This window comes from Zoogloea sp. (assembly GCF_017302315.1).
Lineage (GTDB): Bacteria > Pseudomonadota > Gammaproteobacteria > Burkholderiales > Rhodocyclaceae > Zoogloea.
This window is the reverse complement of sequence record NZ_JAFLDT010000016.1, coordinates 1-19,678: the sequence shown is the minus strand read 5'-3', so window position 1 is coordinate 19,678 and position 19,678 is coordinate 1. Positions and strand designations below refer to the sequence as shown.

Genomic DNA, 19,678 nt, shown 5'->3' with positions numbered 1-19,678 from the left:
GTCTTGTTGCGAATTATAATCGATCCCATGTCCAAACTTGAACTCAGGTCGGTTGTCCAGCGCTATGGCAGCCAGACCATCGTTAATGGGGTCGATTTCCAGCTCGGCCAGGGCAGTATCGCCTGCTTGCTGGGGCCGTCCGGTTGTGGCAAGACCACGCTGCTGCGCTGCATTGCGGGCTTCGAAGAGGTCGCGGGCGGCGAGATCCGGATCAACGGTGCGGTGGTGAGCGCCCCCGGGCTGCGGGTTCCTCCCGAGAAGCGCCAGGTGGGAATGGTCTTCCAGGACTACGCCCTGTTCCCCCATCTCAGCGTGGAGCGCAATGTGGGCTTTGGCCTGGGTGCAATGCCGGCCGCCGAGCGCGGCGCTCGGGTCGAGGAGCTCCTTGCCACGGTGGGCCTGGGCGGTCTGGGGCGGAAGTTTCCCCACGAGCTGTCAGGGGGGCAGCAGCAGCGCGTGGCCCTTGCCCGGGCGCTGGCACCGCGTCCGGAGCTGGTGCTGCTCGATGAGCCGTTTTCCAACCTTGACGTGGATCTTCGCGAGCGTCTGTCGGTCGAGGTTCGGGAAATCCTCAAGAAGGAGGGCATGACGGCGGTGCTGGTGACCCATGACCAGCACGAGGCTTTTGCCATGGCCGACGAGATCGGGGTCATGTCCGAAGGTCGCATCCAGCAATGGGACACGCCCTATAACCTGTATCACCGGCCGGGCAACCGTTTCGTGGCGGATTTCGTCGGCAAGGGGGTGTTCCTGCCGGGTGAGGTACTGGACGCGCGCCATGTGAGAATCGAGATGGGCACACTGAATTCCGGTGTGCCCGTGGAATGCAGCCTGGGGTGTCGGGTCTGCGGCAAGGGTTGTTCAGTGGACGTGTTGCTGCGCCCGGACGATGTGGTGCATGACGATGCCAGCCCGACCCGCGCCGAGGTGCTCCATAAGGCGTTCCGCGGCGCCGACATCATGTACACGCTGCGCCTTGAGAGTGGCGCCGAGGTGCTTTCACTGGTGCCGTCCCATCACAACCATGCCCTCGGCGAGAAGATCGGCGTGCGCCTGGAGGCGGATCACGTGATCGCGTTCAAGTATCCGGGCTAGGAGGCTGTCGGTATTGTACCGGGGTGCTCAGAATGGGGCTGGACTGTCGAAGCTCAGTCGCTGGCCACTCACCGGGTGTTCCAGGCTCAGGCGGGTGGCGTGCAGCAGCAGGCGCGGTGCGGCGTCACGGTTTGCGGGGTCTGCGTAAAGCTCGTCACCGAGGATGGGGTGTCCGATTGCCTGCATATGTACGCGTAGCTGATGCGAGCGCCCAGTGTGCGGAATCAGCGCTACCCGGCTGGTTCCATCTTCCGGGCGATGGGTCACCACCGCGTACTCGGTGAAGCATGCCTTTCCCGCCTCCGGGGCCACCTTCTGACGCGGACGGTTGGGCCAGTCCGTGATCAGGGGCAAGCGGATCTCGCCTTGATCAGGCGTCGGCCGACCGGCAACGACCGCGAGATAGCATTTGCCGACCTGCCTTTTCTGGAAGGCAATGCTGAGGCGGCGTTCCATTTCGCTCCCCCGGGCCAACACCAGCAGCCCCGACGTGGCCATGTCCAACCGGTGCACAATGCGTGCGTCGGGGAACAGGGCGTGAACCCTGCTTAACAGGCAATCGGCGTGGCCAGGGCCGCGACCGGGCACGGACAGGAGACCCGAAGGTTTTTCAACGATCAGCAGGGCATCGTCCGCATACAGGATCGGCGGCAGTCCAGGGGGTGGGCTGTAAGCAATCGGCGTTGGCGGGTCAGCACGTTGCTGGACGAATGGCGGCGAGTGCATGCTTCGAAAGGGCATTAGGATAAGGTGGATTCTTGCACAGTCTTTTCCACAGACGCGGTGGACAAGACTGTGGACAAGATGTGGAGAAGCTCCGCAAGGGGCCGCCCTGCGCGCGACGTGAGGTGTTGCCCAATTGGGAAGCAGGCCGTCCGGGCGTCAGTCGCAGTGCACTTGGCCAGCCAGTGCGCCTGGCCGTGCCAGGCGAAGAAGGGCGTTCTGGAGCGCGGCGTGGCTATAGGGCTTGGTTAGAAAGTCGTCCATGCCACAGGCGAGAGCGGCCTCCCGTTCATCCTCCATGGCATTGGCCGTGACTGCGATGATCGGGATGCGTTCCCCTTCTGCCTCGCTGGCGCGGATGCGCCGAGTGGTTTCGTAACCGTCCATCAGTGGCATCTGGCAATCCATCAGAATGACGTCGAAGCGTTCCCTTGCCAGCTGTTCGAGGACTTCTCTGCCGTTGTCGACGGTGGTGGCCATGCACTGAAGTTCTTCCAGCTGCATGGTGGCCAGTAGCTGGTTGATGGCGTTGTCTTCCGCGACGAGTACGTTCAAGCCCGCGAGGCTGGGTTTGTCCGGGACAACTCCGGCGGCCACCGGTTCGGGTTGCGCCAGCGCTGCGGACTCCGCCGCAAGGATGGGGACGACGACGGAGAACCAGAAGGTGGAGCCCTTGCCGGGCTGGCTCTCGGCGCCAATCTTGCCGCCCATCAGTTGAACCAGTTCGTGGCTGATGGCCAATCCGAGGCCGGTACCGCCGTAGCGGCGTGCATGGGAGTTGTCGGCCTGGGTGAAGGGAGTGAATAGTTGCGGTAGAACTGCCGGCTCGATGCCGATGCCAGAGTCCCGGACGCTGAAGTGCAGTCGGGCCGCCAACCGTTCGCCAAGCACCTCGGTCTGGTGTTCAAGCTTGAGATGGACTTCGCCCTGAACCGTGAACTTGATGGCGTTGCCGACCAGATTGATGAGGATCTGACGCAGACGGTCGGGATCGGCCTCAATCCGTGCGGGCAAATCCGGAGCGATGTCGCAGCGCAGGTTCAGTTTCTTTTCGATGGTCTGGTGGAGGAAGAAGCCGGTGATGTCTTCGATAATCGCCCGCGGGTCGCAGGGACGGGCTTCAATGGTCATGCGGCCGGCTTCAAGTTTCGAGAAGTCGAGAATGTCATTGATCACGCGCAGAAGGCTGTCGGCAGAGGTCCGGATATGGCCGACGAAGCGGCTCTGCTCGGTGTTGAGCCGGGTATAGGCGAGGAGTTCTGCCATGCCGATGATGCCGTTCATCGGTGTGCGGATCTCGTGGCTCATGGTGGCAAGAAAGAGGGACTTGGCCTGGTTGGCTTGTTCGGCCGCTTCCTTGGCGATACGCAATTGCGCGTCACGGGCTTCAATCTGATCGAGCATTGTGTTGAAGCCGTCCATCAGCGTACCGATCTCATTGCGGCTGTCAGGGCTGACGCGAAGGGCATAGTCGCGGGTTTCGGAGACCCGCTGCATCTGTTGCGCGAGGTTCTCGATGGGGCTGGCGATCAGGCGCTGCAGCCGGGACGCCAGCAACCAGGCAAGCAACGAGGCGGCAAGCAAGACGGCGGACGCGGTCAGAATGCGCTTGTGCACCAGATTGCGCAGGGGGGTCAGATCAAAATAGGCCTCGATCGTACCTACTTGGCGATCACCCACGAGGACAGGGTTGGCGATTTCGAGGAAGGGCGCGCCGAGCAGGAGTCCAATTGGGTGTCGTGGCGAACCGAAAGGCGCGTCCGGGTGATCTGCGTCATCGTGATGACCCTCGACAATGGCAAGCACTTCGGCGTGTGCCGGGTGTGCGCTGTGATATTCGGCGAAGATGCTTCCGGAGGGTGAGCGCAGGGTGGCCGCAATGACGTCCGGGGCGCTGCCCAGTGCGTTGATGATCTCCTGGGCAGCCTCCGGATCCTGGAAGCTGACGGCAGCTGTGCTGTTGACACCCACCAGACGGGTCAAGACATTCGCGTTGTCCTGCATGACCCGGGCAGCGGTCTGGAGCTCGCTGTACACCAGCAGCATCAGGGCGACGACAAGTCCGAGGGTGGTGGTGATCAAGGCAATCAGGACGACCTGATGCTTGATCGGGTATTTGCCCAGATGCAGGAACTTCACGGCGCACCGCCTTTGCCGTCCCGCGTCAAGGTGGCGAGGTTGAGGAGTTTCGCGCTGATCCGCAGTTCGGCCCTTTCCGTCGCGTCGGTGTTGATGACCGGATGGATGCGCCCACGCTTGCGGACGAGGGTGATCATGCCCCCCCGGGCAGCAAAGCCGGGTTGGTCACTCACGGTCAGGATCGCGCTGCTCGCCAGACGCCTGAGCACGTCGGCCTGGAGCATCGGGCCCAGCACCGATTGTTCGCCGAAGTAGATCAAATGGCATTCCTGAAGGTTGCGGAGCTCCGGCTGACGCAGCACGACGAGGGGACGACCATCCAGTGTTTCGCCCGCAACCGCCTTGGCCAAAAGGGCGGCAAGGGTATCGTCAAAAATGCAGTAGCGGAAAGGCTCTCCGCTGCGCGCCATGTTCCCCTCGGGCCAGCGCACAAAATGGGCAAAATTATATACAAACGCGGCTTTGACTTCGGTCTCGGCAAACGCGGTCGGGCCCGCGTCACCGGCCTGGGGGGAGGCGGAAAGGGCGAGCAGCAGCCACAGGCCCGCAGCCAAGCTGCGCACCCGACAGGCCAAAAAAGGAAGTGGTAAGCCGAAGCGAAGCAAAACCGAGGCTTCAGAAGCGGAGGTTGGCTGTTACGTAGTATTCCCTTGGAATAAGGTAGGCATCGCTGGCGTTGACCAAGTTGGTACCGAACTCCTTTCGGGCCGGACCGATGAGGTTGCGGCCGTTGAAGGACAGATCGAGCCGGCTGGTGGCTCGCCATCCCAGGCGCAGGTCTGCCGTGAGGTAGTCAGGAATGGCGTAGGTGCTGAGGGCACTGACGTAGCGGGCCTGCAGATCAAGCTCCAGGTCATGGCGCAGGTCGTGGCGGGCGATCAGGGTGGCCTGGTGGGTGGGGGATTCGCCAGCGGCCCGCAGGGGGTTGATTTCTGCATTGCCGGGCTCGGTGGCCAGGTTCATGTCCAGGTGGGAATAGCTGGCCTGCAGGCGCCAGGTGTCAGCGGGACGGTAGTCCATGGAAAGCTCAAAACCGCGAGCCGTACCCCGCAGGGCATTGCCTGCCTGGGCGTTCCATGTGAGGTAGGGACTTGGCAGGCCCGGTACCAGTCGCGGTGTGCCGATCAGGTCTACGGTCAGTAGGCGGTCGTAGTCATTCAGGAAGACCGTGGCATCGAAGCTCAGTCGGGGGGTAACCTGGGCCCGGTAGCCCAATTCATAGGCGACAAGTCTCTCTGCTTGCAGATTTGGGTTGCCGTGAGAGGTGATGAAAAGGGGGAGGCCGCCCGTGAAGGCGCGGGGCGGGATGTAAGAGCTAAGGCGTGCGCTGTCCTCGATGATTGAGGGGGTTCGCACGGCGCGGGCCACCGATGCCCAAAGGGTGTTGCCCTTGGCCGGGGTCCAACGCATGCGTGCGGAGGGTTGCCATTCAACCCCCGTGAATTCGTTGTGCTCCACCTTGACCCCGACAGTCAGCTGGAGGCGCTCGGCCAGGGCCAGGGTGTCTTCGGCAAAGGCGCTAAATAGCTGATCGGTGCGGCTGCTCCGGCTTACGCCGGCGGGGGGCGTCATCACGGCATCGCTGGCGATATTGCGATATCCGATCCCGGCGATGAGATTGTGCTGACCGACCGGGTTGAAGTGGTGGCGGTAGCTCAGGTCGAAGGTGTCCAGTTCGGCGCGGGCACCATTATTGAGAACACGCCAATGATCCAGGGTGAAACGATTGACGTAGGCACGCACTTCGTCCCGGGCCTCGCCCCGGGTCTGGGACCACTGGCCCAGGAGGTGGGCGCCGGAGTAGGCCCTTTCCTCACGCTTCAACTCGCGGAAGCTTTCACCCTCCAGCATCAAGGTGCCGCCCCCCACTTCCCAGTCACCACGAAAGCCGGCTCTGCCGCCGCGCCAGCGGATGTCCTCGCTGTCCTCGGCCGATGCAGGCGCCAGCCGGTCATTCTGGTGAATCTTCGCCCAGACCCTGGCATGACCGGTTTCGCCGGCCTTGAAGCCATTGCGAAGAACCAGTTCGGACTGCAGATCGCCCGCTACAACGCTGAGCAGCGTACCCTGGGTATCTTCAGCATGGCGGGTGATGACGTTGATCACGCCATTGACGGCATTCGCTCCCCAGGTCGAGCCGCCGGGGCCGCGAACGATCTCCACCCGTTCGATGTCCTGCATGACCAGATTCAATTCGTCCCACAACACGCCTGAAAAGAAGGGCGTGTAAACACTGCGCCCATCCACCATGACCAGCAATTTGTTGGCAAACTGGTTATTAAAGCCCCGGGCGCTCACGGCCCACTCGGTGGCGCTGATGCGCGCTACATTCAGGCCCGGGACCGTCCGCAGCAGCTCTGGCAGCGAGGTGGCACCACTTCGCCGGATGTCTTCGGCAGTGATTACGTGAATGGCGGCTGCAGTGTCTTCCAGGCGTTCGCTGCGGTGGGTTGCCGTACTGACACGCAGGTCGGCCAGCGCGTCCAGGCTCATCTGCTTGAGGGCGCTCAGACTGTCGTCGGCGAAAACCGGAAGCGCGGCGGTGGCAAGCGCCGCCAGAAGCAGGGGGCGGGTGCGGTAAGAACGCTTGGCAAGAGGCTTTGACATGATCGAATCCTGTGGGCAGCACATGCGGCCGGGCTGGATTGTATCGGCCTGGCCTATGTCTTTAGAAGTAGATTTGTCACGGGCTTGTGGCGTATCTCAAGGGCCTGCCGGATCATATCTGCCCGCTCGAAGTCAGGCGGAGCGCTTGTATGGGGCGGGCTGGCAGACATATCCGGGGCGGATACGCACCGAGTTGCTGCATGGAGGCTTCACCAGTTCGGTGCGTACGCACTGAACTGGTGCGGACGCAGGTTGAATTGCCGAAAAGTCGTTTGTATATCAAGGTTTTTGGATTGGCATGCTTCTCGCTAAGCCAAAAGTGGTATCTCCGCTTCACAACATAACAGGCGAGCGCTAATGGCCATCACAAAATTCTTCAATGAAATGACTGCGGACGATGGGAGTGTCCGTGCGCATTACGCGGGCTACGCCGCGTGGCTGAGCGAAACTCCGGCAGACCGCATCGCCCGCAAGCGGGCAGAGGCAGATTCCCTGTTCCATCGTTACGGCATTACATTTGCCGTCTACGGCGAAGAGTCCGGAACCGAACGCCTGATTCCTTTCGACATCATCCCGCGCATCATTCCCGCCCAGGAGTGGAAAGATCTTGAAGCCGGCCTGCGCCAGCGTGTCAAGGCCCTGAACTGCTTCATCCACGATATCTACCACGATCAGGAAATCCTCAAGGCGGGTCATATTCCGGCCGAGCAGGTGCTCAACAACGCCCAATATCGCCCCGAGATGCAGGGCGTCAACGTGCCCTGTGACATCTATGCGGCCATTGCCGGTGTGGACGTGGTGCGGGCCGGCGCAGGAGAGTTCTACGTGCTGGAGGACAACCTGCGGGTGCCGTCGGGTGTGTCTTACATGCTTGAAGACCGTCGCATGATGATGCGCCTCTTCCCTGAACTGTTCGCCCGTCACCGGGTTGCTCCGGTGGAGCACTATCCGGACATGCTGTTGCATACCCTGCGCAGCCTTGCGCCAGTTGGTGTTACCGATCCGACGGTTGTCGTGCTGACCCCCGGTGCCTATAACTCAGCCTACTTTGAACACGCCTTCCTGGCCCAGCAGATGGGGGTCGAGCTGGTCGAGGGGCAGGATCTGTTCGTCAGCGACGATCAGGTCTTCATGCGCACAACCCAGGGGCCGCGTCGCGTGGATGTGATCTATCGCAGGGTGGATGACGACTTTCTTGATCCGAAGTACTTCCGCAAGGATTCCATGCTCGGCGTACCAGGCTTGCTTGATGCCTATCGAGCCGGCCGCGTTACCCTTTCGAACGCCATCGGGACGGGCGTGGCGGACGACAAGTCCATCTACCCTTACGTCCCGGAGATGATCCGTTTCTACCTGGGCGAGGAGCCGATCCTCAACAACGTGCCCACCTACATGTGCCGCAAGCCCGAAGATCTGGCCTACACCCTCGCGCATCTGCCCGAGCTGGTGGTCAAGGAGGTGCACGGTGCAGGTGGTTACGGCATGCTTGTCGGGCCGGCCTCCACCGCGGAGCAGATCGAGACTTTCCGCAAGTACCTGATTGCCAACCCCGAGAAATACATCGCCCAGCCCACGCTGGCCCTTTCGAATTGTCCGACCTTTGTCGAGAGCGGCATCGCGCCGCGTCACCTGGACCTGCGTCCCTTCGTCCTTTCGGGAACCGAAGTGCAGATGGTGCCGGGGGGGCTGACCCGCGTCGCCCTGCGCGAGGGATCGCTGGTGGTGAACTCGTCGCAAGGCGGTGGCACCAAGGACACCTGGGTACTGGAGGCCTGAAAACATGCTGAGCCGCACTGCTGATCACCTTTTCTGGATGGCCCGTTACATGGAACGGGCCGAGAACACCGCACGGATCCTTGATGTCACCTATCGGCTCTCCCTCCTGCCGCAGAACGGCGAGGAGGTGGCGGCGATGTGGTCCGGCATGCTCAAGATCATGGAGCTGCAGGACGCCTACCTTGCCAAGTACCCCGCGTACTCCACGGAATCCGTCCTTGAGTTCATGATCTTCGACCGGGACAACCCGGGCAGCATCTACCGTTGCCTGCGGGCAACCCGCGAGAACGCCCATGCCGTGCGTGGAACCCTGACTTCCGAGCTATGGGAAACCTCCAACGAGACCTGGCTGAAGATGCGCGATTTCACCGTCGCCAAGCTGCTCGAGTCGGGGACCGGTGCCTTCTTTGAATGGGTCAAGTACCGCTCGCATCTGTCCCGCGGGGTCACCATCGGGACCATGCTGCAGGACGAGGCGCTACGCTTCATCCGGCTGGGCACCTTTCTGGAACGGGCCGACAACACGGCACGCATCCTGGAGGTCAAATACCTCAATCTCCTGCCGGGTGCCGACGAGGAGACGGCTCACGCCGCCGATTATTACCAGTGGAGTGCATTGCTGCAGTCCGTCTCGGCTTTCGAGGTGTATCGCAAGGTGTATCGGGACCAGATCACGCCCCTGCGCGTTGCCGAGCTACTCGTTCTGCGTGCCGACATGCCCCGTTCGCTGGCCCGAAGCATGAAGGAGGTCTACTCCAACCTGACCCGCGTCTCCAATGCCCGGTCGGCTGAAACGGAGCGACTGGCCGGCGAGTTGGAGTCACATCTGCGATTCGGTCGCATCGAGCGGATCTTCGAAGGCGGTTTCCGCAAGTATCTGGAAGACTTTCGTGATCGCATCTTCGACCTGGGGTGCCGGATCTCCGATGACTTCCTGATCCCGGCGTCGAGCTAGAGACTCAAAATAAGCCTTGGCAATTTCAAAGGTAGTGTCTATAATGCGCAGCTTGTCGGGGCGTAGCGCAGCCTGGTAGCGCACTTGCATGGGGTGCAAGGGGTCGCGAGTTCGAATCCCGCCGCCCCGACCAAAAATAGGGAATGAAGCTTGATGCTTCAAACCACTGTGGAAGGACAGATGAACATTTGTCTTTCTTTCGGCAAAAACCCGCTTCTGCCAAGAAGCGGGTTTTTTCGTTAACGGATGTATTTTCCCGGGACGCGGCGTCTCGCGGGTGCGTGCCGCGGTGCTGCACGAGGGGAGTACAAGGAAAAGTGATGGAGCGTGTCGTCGTCATCGACTTTGAAACCACGGGCCTTTCCCCCGCCCAGGGTGACAGGGCCACCGAGATCGCCGCGGTGATCGTACACAACGGCAGCGTGCTGGACCGCTACCAGAGCCTGATGAATGCGGGAGTTTCCATTCCATCCCACATCCAGAACCTCACTGGGATCTCCAGCGCGATGATACGGGCGGCACCATCCGCCGCCCGGGTTATGCGGGAGGTCTTCGAATTTGTAGGCGATCTGCCGCTGGTGGCCCATAACGCGTCCTTTGACAGCAAGTTCTGGGACGCGGAGCTTGGCCGGCTCGGGTTGCACCGACGGCAGGCCTTTGCCTGCTCTATGCTTCTTTCGCGGCGGATTCTGCCCCAGGCACCAAGTCACAAGCTGGAAGCCTTGGCGGAGTTTGCCGGATTGCCGAGCAAGGGGCGCTTTCATCGCGCGCTGGCTGATGCGGAGATGGCGGCAAGTCTCCTGCTCAGGCTTAAGGAGGAGCTAGGCCGTCAGTTTGGTGTCCATGATGTCTCCCACGCACTGCTGCGACGGATACAGAAGGCACCCAAACAAGAACTCCGCCGGATACTCGACGAACTGTCGGCGCAGGCCCAATCCACGATCGTGTCCGCGCATTAACACGAGCGGCCGGATTTTTCCGATGATTTTGGCGTGGACTGCGCATTTGTTCTCGGGTTGTGGCGAGACTATGGCGCAAGCTGTCTTCAGGAAACCAGTGTGGCGAGTTGCCGGCTTATCCCCCCAGTGCTGCTGTAGCGAGCCGGCAGCCTGCACGTATATCTGAAAGGACGATGATGGGCCCGTTTGCTTGGTGGTTGGATTATTGGACAGGCGTCGTGGACACCTGTACTTCGCATTTGTTTGTCTGGAGGCCTCCGTGCCCCGAAAAAGCGTCTGGGGACGAGACGCGGAAGCTGAACTGAAGGCGTTCTCCTTCAGGAATTCCTGGAAAACACAGGCCACTCTGCGGAGTGGCCTGTGTTTTCCAGGATCAAGGCATGATCGTCCGCTTGGGCATAGAATCCGGGCTGCAGGTACAAAGCGCCGATAAATGGCTGGGGCAAGAAAAGAAAAACCCCCGGCAAGGGGAGCCGGGGGCCAAAACGCCTTGCTTGCTCAAGGCCCCGCTCAGGGAGGTATAGCGGGAGACGGTTCAGCACCATCTGCTACTTTGTGCATGTATGCAGGAAGAAAGTTCCTGCCCCATTTCGTTTCCAGATGTAAGTACGCGAGATCTTCATGAGTCCAGTCCAGTCTGCCTTTCCCGCAAGCCGCATGCGTCGCATGCGCCGCGATGACTTTTCCCGCCGTCTGATGCGCGAGCATCGCCTTTCGGCGGATGACCTGATCTACCCGGTGTTCGTGCTCGAGGGTGAACAGATCGTCCAGCCCGTGCCATCCATGCCCGGGGTGAGCCGCATGTCCCTGGACCGCCTGCTGCAGGTGGCTGAAGAGGCCGTTTCCTTGGGCGTGCCGGCCCTTGCCCTGTTTCCGGTGGTGGAGGGGGACAAGAAGTCCCTGGGTGCCGAAGAAGCCTTCAATCCCGATGGCCTGGTACCTCGCGTGGTGCAGGCCCTCAAGTCGCGCTTTCCCGAGCTGGGGGTGATCACCGACGTGGCCCTCGACCCTTACACCAGCCACGGGCAGGACGGGCTGATCGACGATACGGGTTACGTGCTCAACGACGAAACCCTGGAAGTGCTGGCCAAGCAGGCCCTGTGTCACGCCCAGGCCGGTGCCGATGTGGTGGCGCCGTCCGACATGATGGATGGCCGCGTGGCGCGCATCCGTGCCGAACTCGACCAGGCGGGGCTGATCCATACGCGCATCCTGGCCTACTCGGCCAAGTACGCATCGAGCTTCTACGGGCCTTTCCGGGATGCGGTGGGTTCGGCAGGCAACCTGGGCAAGAGTAACAAGTACACCTACCAGATGGACCCGGCCAACTCGAACGAGGCGATTCGCGAGGTGGCCCTGGATATCTCGGAAGGGGCCGACATGTTCATGGTCAAACCCGGCATGCCCTACCTGGACATCGTCCGCCGGGTGAAGAGTGAGCTCCAGGTGCCCACTTATGTGTACCAGGTGAGCGGTGAGTACGCGATGCTCAAGGCTGCCGTAGCCAACGGCTGGCTCAATGAGCAGGCCTGTGTGCTGGAGTCGCTGGTGGCCTTCAAGCGGGCCGGGGCCGATGGCATCCTGACCTACTATGCGCTGGACGCGGCCCGTTGGCTGAAGGAAGCGTCATGATCCCAGCTGCCGGAGGGGCTCAACCATCCGGCAGCAAGGTCCGGGCGCCTTCGAAGCGCTCGGAGAAATAACGGCTGTCCAGGCGGTCGACCCGCACTTTGCCCTTGCTGCTGGGGGCGTGGATGAATTTTCCGTCCCCCATGTAGATGCCCATGTGGGAATAGGCGCGGCCAAGGGTGTTGAAGAACACCAGGTCGCCGGGGCGGAGGGCCTGGGTGGCTACAGGTCGGGTGCGCTCGGCGATGCCTGCCGCGTTGTAGGGTAGTTTGCGGCCGCTCACCTGTTCGACGATGTAGCTCACCATGCCGCTGCAATCCAGGCCCGCTTCCGGGTTCTTGCCGCCGAAGCGGTAGCCGGTATCGAGCAGGCCCAGCGCGTAGAGCACGACCTCCTGGGCGTGGTCATGGCTAGGCAGGGCAATCCAGCCTCCCGCCGGCGGTGTCGTGCGGGCCGGTGCAGGTGGGCTGCTTGAGCGCATGGGCGCCTGGCTGCAGCCGGCAAGCGCGGCCACGAGCACCACGGCGGCCCACAGCTCAGGCCGTAAGCCGCAGGGTAACCGGGCCATGATTCACCAGGGAAACCGTCATTTCTGCTCCGAACTCACCGGTGGCCACGGTGGGGTGGCGCTCGCGGGCGAGGGTGACGAGCTCGTCGAAGAGGCGCTGGGCATCGGCCGGCGCGGCCGCAGGTGTGAAGCTCGGGCGGGAGCCCTTGGACGTATCGGCCGCGAGGGTGAATTGGGAGACAAGCAGCAGGCCCCCACCCGTATCTGCCAGCGAGCGGTTCATTTTGCCCTCATCGTCGGAAAACACCCGATAACCCAGCAGGCGTTCCACCATGCGGGCCACGTTGGCTGACTGGTCATGCTTTTCCACGGCCACCAGGGCGAGCAGGCCGGGACCGATCTCGCCGACGGTACGCCCGGCCACGCTGACGCGGGCTTCGAGGACACGCTGGATCAGGGCAATCATTCAATCAGCTCGATCTGGCCGCTGACGTTGACGCTCACCGGGCTGTCACCGGCCTCGATGGGGGCAGGCGGCGGAGAGGCTTCGGCCATCATGGCCGCGGCACGTACATAGGGCATCGTTTGCTTGGGCTGCATGCCGCCGGTATTAATGCTGAGGTGCTTGATCTTCCATTTCTTTTTGAGACTGCTCGCGACCAAACGGGCACGTGCCTCAAAGGCGCCGATCGCATCGGCAATGGTTTCATCCTCGATCTTCTTCCAGGTGTCGGGGGAAGGGGTGGCACTGAGCCCGGCCACCGCCATGCTTTGCTGCAATTTACCAAGCAACTCCGACAGGGCGGCCGCGTCGCTGCTCTCGAGGGCCAGCGTGGAGCGCATGCGCCAAGCCTCGATGCTGCGACCGGTCTTGCCATAAACAGGGTAGGTCGAATTTCCGGCTGAGCGGACCTTCACGACAGGGACGCTCCTGGCGGTATGGATGGCCTGGGTCACGATCGTATTGACCTTGCGAGCCACTTCACCCGGGTTGGCGTCGGTGGCTTCGGCATAGACCTGGGCGCGGAACAGGTCGTTGGGCGCGCTGCGGCTGCTTTCGACGGAGATCTCGACGGTGGGCAGAGCGGGGAGCGCCGGTGTGTCGGCGGCAAGGGCATGGTTTGCCGCGAAGGCGAAGGTGAGCAGCGCCAGGGGGCGGACAATGGCAGGGATCATGGAAGCCTCATTCGGGGTGCAATCAAGCATTGCATTGCCATTCTGGCCAAACCCGCCCCAGATGCAAGCCCCGGAAGGCGGGGCGTCCTTGACCACTGGCTGGCAGGGGGGCACGATCCTTCCCTTTTTGGCGGCAGCACAACCCTGGGGCGGGTGAGGATGGATTCACGCACGTTGGGTGCAACGCTGGTAGCCCTGTCGGCGGCCTCCTTTGGCGCCATGGCGATCTTCGCCCGTCTAGCGCGTGCCGACGGCGTGGACGTTTCGGCCCTGCTTTTTCTGCGCTTTGCGATTGCCGGCGGAGTGATGGCGGCAGTGATGGGAGCCACGCGGCGCAGGTGGCCACGCGGGCGCAGACTGGGGTTTCTGGCGGCCATGGGGGGTGTGGGCTACGTGGGGCAATCCCTGTGCTTCTTTCTGGCGCTGGATCACGCTTCTGCTGGCTTAGTGGCCTTGCTGCTCTATCTCTATCCGTTCATCGTCACCCTGATCGGAACGGCCTTGCTCGGCGAAACCATGACCCGCCTGCGGGCAGGCGCTGTCGCTACAGCCCTGTTGGGCACCGGACTGACCATTGGGACCGGGCTTGCGGGAAGCGCCCTGGGCATCGCACTGGGTATCAGTGCAGCGTTGATCTATTCGGTCTACATTCTTGTGGGCAGTCGCGTGCTCCAGGAGGAGGATCCTCTGGCAGCTGCCGCGGTGGTGATGCTGGCCGCCGCCGCGGTGTTTGGCGTCTGGGTTGCGCTGGAAGCGCCGCACTTCCCTGCGTCAGCCATCGGCTGGAGCAGCGTGCTCGCTATCGCCTTGTTATCAACGGTGCTGGCCATGGTGGGCTTTTTCGCCGGCCTGAAACGTCTCGGTGCCTCGGACAGTGCAACGCTGTCCACGCTCGAGCCAGTGGTCACCTTCGCGCTCGCGGCGGTCTTCCTGGATGAGCCGGTCACGGTCATCCAGGTGCTCGGCGGGATGCTCGTGCTCGGAGCCGTGATCGCACTCGCCAGGGGGGCACACTCAGGTCTTGAGCGGCTCGACCAGCTCCCGGTAAGCGTGCCAGGTGGCATGCCCGACCACGGGCATGAGTACGGCCAGACCCAGATGGAAGCTCATGAAGCCCAGCAGGGTGAGGCCGACAATTAGCGCGGCCCACACCAACAGCGGCAGGGGGTTCTCTGCGAGGGCGCGGATGCTGGCCAGCATTGCGGTGACGGCGTCCTGATTCCGATCAAGCATCAGCGGAATGGAAACGACGCTGACCGCAAAGACGAGGAGCGCGAAGACAAAGCCGACTCCGCAATAGACGAGCAGGAACTCCAGGTTTTCCAGGCTCACGACCTGGGACAGGAAACCGCTGAGATTGGGCATCTCCTTGGTGTAAAAGATGGCGAAGACCACCAGCGAGGCCCTTGCCCAGATCAGGAAGATGACTGTCAGGACAGCGGCGAAGACGGCGATGTTGCCGGCATTGCGGCGCCATACGGTCAGCGTCGGCAGCAGCGCACAGGCTTCTCCGAGCTCTCGCCGCCGGGACAGCTCGTACAGGCCCATGGCAAAGAATGGCGCCAATAGCAGGAAGCCCGTGGTGACGGCCGAGGTGTATTGGTAGGCGTGCTCAAATACAAAGGTGACCAGCAAGCCCATTCCCGTGAAGCAGAAACCATAGAAGAGACTGGCTGTCGGGCAGGCCTTGAGATCGGAAAAGCCGCGGGCAATCCAGCGGAAGGGGGCGCCGAAGCCGATGTTGCGAATGGTCGGAAAGGGCAGGCCCGCTCCGGCCTGTTCATCTGCGGGGCTAGGGTGCTGAGCCATGGTGTGTCTCCATTATCGTTTTTTGAAGGTGATGGCTGGCAGGGCAGGATCAGATCATTGCGGCTCCTGACCGAAAGAGGGGAAAGCCCCAACAAAGTTCCACAGGGCGTCGAGTACCGCGCCGGGCGCCTCAGACATCATGGCATGCCCTGCACCGGGAATGACAAGCTTGCGGACAGTGGCCGTGCTTGTGAACGCCGCAGCCAGCGGGGTGATGGCCTTGGGGGGAGTCATGCGATCGAGGGCCGCACTCAACAGCAGGCTGGGACAGGCGACCCGTGCGGCAGCCTCGAATCCGCCGACGTAGGCATTGCAGGCCGCCATGTCCTTGTGCAGCACCCCGGCCGCCTGGCGCTGCATCAATCGTTCGTTGAGCGCAGTGAGGTTGATTCCGGGAATGCTGCTGGCACCCAGCTGGGCGCGGGGCGCGTAGGACCACTGATTGATCATGGCGTGGGCACGGTCACGGTTGCTCAAGGTCGCATCAAGCAAAGGGGGGGCCACGGGCATGGGCGCGACAGTGCCGATGAGCAGGAGGTGTGTGACGCGCGCCGGAGCCCGGGCGGCAGCCTCCAGAGCCACCAGGGAGCCCATGCTGTGACCCGCAAGCGCAACCTGCTCAATGCCCACGCTGGCGACAAAATCGAGCACCCAGTCGGCCAGCGCTTCAATGCTCTCAAGCTGCGGCCCCGGACTGCGGCCATGGCCAGGGAGGTCAGGGGCGAGCACGTTCCAGCCGTGGGAGGCAAAGTGACGGCTCTGCAGTGTCCAGACACTGTGATCGTGTCCCGCACCGTGGATGAAGAGGATTGTCGGGCGGCCGGATTCCGTATTGCGGCCGCCGGTGTAGCAGTAGGGGGTAGGGCTGAATGTCATCGGCAGCGGGCTCAGGCGTTGGCTTTCTGGGCGGCATGGAGGCCGCGATCCAGATCTTCGATCAGGTCGGCAACGGTTTCCAGCCCAGTGGACAGGCGGATAGTGCCTTCCGTAATGCCGGCCGCCAGCAGGGCCTCAGGGGACATGCGGAAGTGGGTGGTGCTGGCCGGGTGAATGGCCAGGGATTTTGCATCGCCAACGTTGGCCAGGTGGGAGAACAGGCGCAGGCCCTCGATGAACGCGGTGCCGGCCTTCCGCCCGCCCTTGAGGCTGAAACTGAACACGCCACCGCAGCCCCTGGGCAGCAGGCGGGCGGCCAGGGCATGGTCGGGGTGGCTGTCGAGCTCGGGCCAGGAGACCGACTCGACCAGCGGATGCTTGACCAGATGGGCCACCAGCTGGCGCGCGTTGGCCACGTGACGCTCCATGCGCAGCCCCAGGGTTTCCATGCCCTGCAGGATCTGGAACGCGTTCATGGGCGACAGGCAGGCACCGAAGTCACGCAGGCCTTCGCGGCGGGCCCGCAACAGGAAGGCGGCGATCGGTGACTCTTCGGCGAAGTCCATGCCGTGAAAGCCGTCGTAGGGTTCGGTCAGGGTCGGAAAGTTGCCGCCGGAGGCCTCCCAGTCAAAGCTGCCACCATCCACCAACAGGCCGCCGATGGCCACGCCGTGACCACCCAGGTACTTGGTGGCGGAGTGCATGACCACATCGGCACCCAGGTCGAGGGGGCATTGCAGCATCGGCGTGACCAAGGTGGCATCCACCATCAGCGGCACACGGGCCTCGTGGGCAATGGCCGAGATGGCCGGAATGTCCAGGACCTCCAGGCCCGGGTTGCCGATGGACTCACCAAAGAGCAGGCGGGTGTCCGGGCGGATCGCGTCGCGCCAGGCCTGGTGGTCGCCGGCCGGCACGAAGCTTGTGTGGATGCCGAAGCGGGGCAGGGTGTAGCCCAGCAGGTTGTGGGAGCCACCGTAGAGGGAACGCGAGGCCACGATATGGCCGCCGCTGCCCATCAGCGTGGTGATGGCGAGCATCAGCGCGGCCTGGCCGCTGGCACAGGCGATGGCGCCGACGCCGCCATCGAGCGCGGCGATGCGCTCTTCGAGCACGGCGTTGGTCGGGTTGGAGATGCGCGAATAGACGTGGCCGGCGCGTTCTTGATTGAACAGAGCGGCGGCGTGGTCGCTGCTCTCGAAGACGTAGCTGGTGGTGAAGTGGATCGGGGTGGCCCGGGAGCGGTGGGTGGCGTCCGGGGTCTGGCCGGCGTGCAGGGCGAGCGTGTCGGCCCCGGCGTTTCGGTGGATCGGCATGGAGTGCGTTGGCGGTAGGTTCAGGCGGGTACGTCGGGATCGAGCAGGTGCTGGATGATCGCGATGCGATCCTTCAGCAGCAGCTTGCGTTTTTTCAGGCGGCGCAGCAGGAGGTCGTCACCGGGCGGTGGGGCCATCGCGATCTGGTCGATGATCGCGTTCAGATCCCGGTGTTCGGTGGTGAGGACCGCCAGCCGTGCGGTCAGGCTGGAGACGTCGGCGTTCGGGTCGTTGCTGTCGTTCATGCCTGTGATGAATGAGTAGCCCGACTACGGGCACGATGCGTTGAATCTTAGGCCCGGGCGGAGCGAAATACAACGGCGCCGGGGAACTTGAAGCGGGGAGGAACGTTCCCATCTACTGAAGCACTGATGCCCACAAGGCCAATCCGCTATCCAGGAGACCTGTCATGAACGTGGTACTCAACAATCCAGTGCTGTACGTGGTGGACTATCCGGGCTTCGACGCGGTCGAGGTGATCGACAAGCGTCGGGGCCTTGGCACCCTGATCCGAGACGAGGCGGCCGTGCGTTTCAAGCGCGAACTACGCGACGTGGCCGAATCCGCCACCGAGATGGACGACTTCGAGAGCCTGATTGCCGACTACGGCAGCCTGCTCACCCAGCCGGCCGTCTATCACTGAAAGCTTGTCTTGCCAGTGGCCCGGACGGCTCCTAACATAGCCGTCCCATTTTGGCTGAGCGGAGCGTTTCAGGGTGAACAAGGCTTTCGTCAAGGAAAACGATCAGGACGACGATGATGCGCCGCCGGGGGCGCCGAGCCTGCCGCCGGGCACCACCAATTACATGACCCGGCGTGGTTACGAGATCCTGCGCACGGAGCTGGATCAACTCGTCCGCGACGAGCGCCCCAAACTGGTCGAGACCGTCCGCTGGGCGGCGGGCAACGGCGACCGCTCGGAGAACGGCGATTACATCTACGGCAAGAAGCGCCTGCGGGAGATCGACCGGCGCATCCGCTTCCTCATCAAACGGCTCGAGAACTCAACCGTGGTGACGCCGTCCGAGCAGGAGAACATCGAGCAGGTGTTCTTCGGCGCGACGGTGACGGTGTGCGACGTGGATGGCGACGCCGAGCAGACTTACCAGATCGTCGGCGTGGATGAGGCCAATGCGTCCGAGGGGCGCATCAGCTGGATCGCGCCCTTGTCCCGGGCGCTGCTGAAGGCGCGGGAGGGCGACGTGGTGCGTTTTGCCAGCCCGGCCGGGCTGCGCGAGATCGAAGTGCTGGAGATTCGCTACATCTGATTGCCGCGGGGCGCTCAGCCCCGCATTCTTTCCCGCGGCCGCCGGACCATCGCCGGCGTGCGCGGCAGGGTGAAGAACATCGTGGTGCCGGTGCCCGGCGCCGATTCCGCCCAGATCTGCCCGCCGTGGCGCTCGACGATCCGTCGCACGCTGGCGAGGCCAATCCCCGAACCCTCGAAGCCCTTGTTCCGGTGCAGCTGCTGGAAGGGCTGGAAGAGGTGGGTGGCGTGCTCCATCTCGAAACCCACGCCGTTGTCGGTCACGTAGAACAGGTGCTCCTCGCCGTGCAGGCGGCCGCCCACCTGGATGATCGCCGGGTGGCTGTCGCGGGAGAACTTCCAGGCGTTGCCCAGCAGGTTCTCGAGAGCCTTGCGGATCAGGATCGCGTCGGCGTCGGTGACGAGGCCGGCGTCCACGTGGATGTGGACCAGCCGCGCCGGATCGTGCTCGGCCAGGTCGTCGAGGATCTCCCGGGCGATGGCCGAGATGTTGGTGGATTCGATGTGCAGCGGCCGGTTGGAGACGCTGGCGAGCTTGAGCAGCTCGTCGATGAGATCGCCCATCCGCAGGCTGGCCTTGCGCAGCCGGCTCACGTAGTTGCGCCCGGCGTCGTCGAGGCGATCGCCGTAGTCCTCATCCAGCGCGTGGGCGAAGCCGTTGATGGCCCGCAGCGGCGCGCGCAGATCGTGGGAGATGGAATAGCTGAAGTTGAGGAGCTCGCGGTTGGTCTGTTCGAGCTCGTCGGTGCGCAGGCGCACGCGGTCTTCCAGGGTGGCGTTGAGCTCGGCCAGGGCCTGGCTTTCTTCGTCGCGTCGGCGGATGTCCCGGTGAAGCAGCAGCGC

The 19,678-nt window shown here is 63.1% G+C and carries 19 protein-coding genes, 1 tRNA gene and 1 pseudogene; 9 read left to right on the top strand and 12 right to left on the bottom strand.

The annotated features are described in order from the left end of the window. Nucleotides 1-27 precede the first annotated feature (27 nt). Entirely contained in the window at nt 28-1,095 is a 1,068-nt protein-coding gene (locus J0L98_RS07480) for an ABC transporter ATP-binding protein (protein WP_296411018.1), read from the top strand. Between the two features lie 27 nt (nt 1,096-1,122). Here J0L98_RS07480 and J0L98_RS07475 read toward each other — a convergent pair whose 3' ends face one another. The 4 genes from J0L98_RS07475 to J0L98_RS07460 form a co-directional block, all read right to left on the bottom strand. Next, nucleotides 1,123-1,821 (bottom strand): pseudouridine synthase, encoded by a 699-nt coding sequence (locus J0L98_RS07475; RefSeq protein ID WP_296411017.1) that lies wholly within the window; start codon nt 1,819-1,821, stop codon nt 1,123-1,125. Nucleotides 1,822-1,977: 156 nt separating this feature from the next. Further along, entirely contained in the window at nt 1,978-3,957 is a 1,980-nt protein-coding gene (locus J0L98_RS07470; RefSeq protein ID WP_296411016.1) for an ATP-binding protein, read from the bottom strand. Then, nucleotides 3,954-4,520: a YfiR family protein gene (locus J0L98_RS07465; protein WP_296411014.1), complete on the bottom strand. Its 567-nt coding sequence runs from the start codon at nt 4,518-4,520 to the stop codon at nt 3,954-3,956. Before J0L98_RS07465 ends, J0L98_RS07470 begins: the two co-directional genes overlap by 4 nt. A gap of 52 nt (nt 4,521-4,572) precedes the next feature. Beyond that, nucleotides 4,573-6,564, bottom strand: coding sequence for a TonB-dependent receptor (locus J0L98_RS07460; protein ID WP_296411013.1), 1,992 nt, complete (start codon nt 6,562-6,564; stop codon nt 4,573-4,575). 357 nt (nt 6,565-6,921) lie between these two features. Here J0L98_RS07460 and J0L98_RS07455 point away from each other — a divergent pair, with 357 nt between their 5' ends. From J0L98_RS07455 to hemB, 5 genes are all read left to right on the top strand, one after another. Next, the gene (locus J0L98_RS07455) at nt 6,922-8,340 is read left to right on the top strand and encodes a circularly permuted type 2 ATP-grasp protein (protein WP_296411012.1); all 1,419 of its coding nucleotides are present in this window, start codon (nt 6,922-6,924) and stop codon (nt 8,338-8,340) included. A 4-nt stretch (nt 8,341-8,344) separates the two neighbouring features. Continuing rightward, a complete protein-coding gene (locus J0L98_RS07450) occupies nt 8,345-9,295 on the top strand; it encodes an alpha-E domain-containing protein (protein ID WP_296403446.1) in 951 nt (316 codons plus the stop codon). Between the two features lie 56 nt (nt 9,296-9,351). Further along, nucleotides 9,352-9,428 (top strand) — tRNA-Pro (locus tag J0L98_RS07445). 187 nt (nt 9,429-9,615) lie between these two features. After that, nucleotides 9,616-10,254, top strand: coding sequence for a 3'-5' exonuclease (locus tag J0L98_RS07440; protein WP_296411010.1), 639 nt, complete (start codon nt 9,616-9,618; stop codon nt 10,252-10,254). Nucleotides 10,255-10,875: 621 nt separating this feature from the next. Then, nucleotides 10,876-11,886 carry a porphobilinogen synthase gene (gene hemB / locus J0L98_RS07435; protein WP_296411008.1) on the top strand — a complete coding sequence of 337 codons (1,011 nt, stop codon included), beginning with the start codon at nt 10,876-10,878 and terminating at the stop codon, nt 11,884-11,886. 19 nt (nt 11,887-11,905) lie between these two features. Here hemB and J0L98_RS07430 read toward each other — a convergent pair whose 3' ends face one another. Genes J0L98_RS07430 through J0L98_RS07420 form a run of 3 tightly spaced genes read right to left on the bottom strand, consistent with a single transcriptional unit; the run spans nt 11,906 to nt 13,567 of the window. After that, entirely contained in the window at nt 11,906-12,451 is a 546-nt protein-coding gene (locus J0L98_RS07430; protein WP_296411006.1) for a C40 family peptidase, read from the bottom strand. Then, on the bottom strand, nt 12,420-12,857 hold the full coding sequence (gene dtd / locus J0L98_RS07425) for a D-aminoacyl-tRNA deacylase (protein WP_296411004.1): 438 nt from the start codon (nt 12,855-12,857) through the stop codon (nt 12,420-12,422). The genes J0L98_RS07430 and dtd overlap by 32 nt, the downstream gene beginning before the upstream one ends. Beyond that, the gene (locus J0L98_RS07420; protein WP_296411003.1) at nt 12,854-13,567 is read right to left on the bottom strand and encodes an SIMPL domain-containing protein; all 714 of its coding nucleotides are present in this window, start codon (nt 13,565-13,567) and stop codon (nt 12,854-12,856) included. The genes dtd and J0L98_RS07420 overlap by 4 nt, the downstream gene beginning before the upstream one ends. On the opposite strand from J0L98_RS07420, the pseudogene J0L98_RS07415 reads away from it, so the two are divergent. Then, nucleotides 13,508-14,554: pseudogene (locus J0L98_RS07415) on the top strand (DMT family transporter); the annotation flags it as partial. The gene J0L98_RS07420 and the pseudogene J0L98_RS07415 overlap by 60 nt on opposite strands. 27 nt (nt 14,555-14,581) lie before the next feature. Here the strand turns inward: J0L98_RS07415 and J0L98_RS07410 are convergent. Genes J0L98_RS07410 through J0L98_RS07395 form a run of 4 tightly spaced genes read right to left on the bottom strand, consistent with a single transcriptional unit; the run spans nt 14,582 to nt 17,813 of the window. Next, complete coding sequence (locus tag J0L98_RS07410) at nt 14,582-15,376, bottom strand: DUF2189 domain-containing protein (RefSeq protein ID WP_296411002.1); 795 nt, start codon at nt 15,374-15,376, stop codon at nt 14,582-14,584. Nucleotides 15,377-15,430: 54 nt separating this feature from the next. After that, the gene (locus tag J0L98_RS07405; RefSeq protein WP_296411001.1) at nt 15,431-16,252 is read right to left on the bottom strand and encodes an alpha/beta hydrolase; all 822 of its coding nucleotides are present in this window, start codon (nt 16,250-16,252) and stop codon (nt 15,431-15,433) included. 11 nt (nt 16,253-16,263) lie between these two features. Continuing rightward, nucleotides 16,264-17,568, bottom strand: a complete 1,305-nt coding sequence (locus tag J0L98_RS07400; protein ID WP_296411000.1) for an O-acetylhomoserine aminocarboxypropyltransferase — start codon at nt 17,566-17,568, stop codon at nt 16,264-16,266. A 20-nt stretch (nt 17,569-17,588) separates the two neighbouring features. Then, nucleotides 17,589-17,813 (bottom strand): DUF465 domain-containing protein, encoded by a 225-nt coding sequence (locus J0L98_RS07395; protein ID WP_153161005.1) that lies wholly within the window; start codon nt 17,811-17,813, stop codon nt 17,589-17,591. A gap of 164 nt (nt 17,814-17,977) precedes the next feature. Between J0L98_RS07395 and J0L98_RS07390 the strand changes: the two genes are divergently transcribed. Together J0L98_RS07390 and greB are read left to right on the top strand one after the other, a co-directional pair. Then, nucleotides 17,978-18,211, top strand: a complete 234-nt coding sequence (locus tag J0L98_RS07390; RefSeq protein ID WP_296410999.1) for a DUF3567 family protein — start codon at nt 17,978-17,980, stop codon at nt 18,209-18,211. A 73-nt stretch (nt 18,212-18,284) separates the two neighbouring features. Next, nucleotides 18,285-18,836 (top strand): transcription elongation factor GreB, encoded by a 552-nt coding sequence (greB, locus tag J0L98_RS07385; RefSeq protein ID WP_296410998.1) that lies wholly within the window; start codon nt 18,285-18,287, stop codon nt 18,834-18,836. Nucleotides 18,837-18,850: 14 nt separating this feature from the next. On the opposite strand, the gene J0L98_RS07380 is transcribed toward greB, so the two are convergent. Next, nucleotides 18,851-19,678 (bottom strand): ATP-binding protein (locus tag J0L98_RS07380; RefSeq protein ID WP_296410996.1); only part of this gene is annotated, 828 nt, incomplete at its 5' end.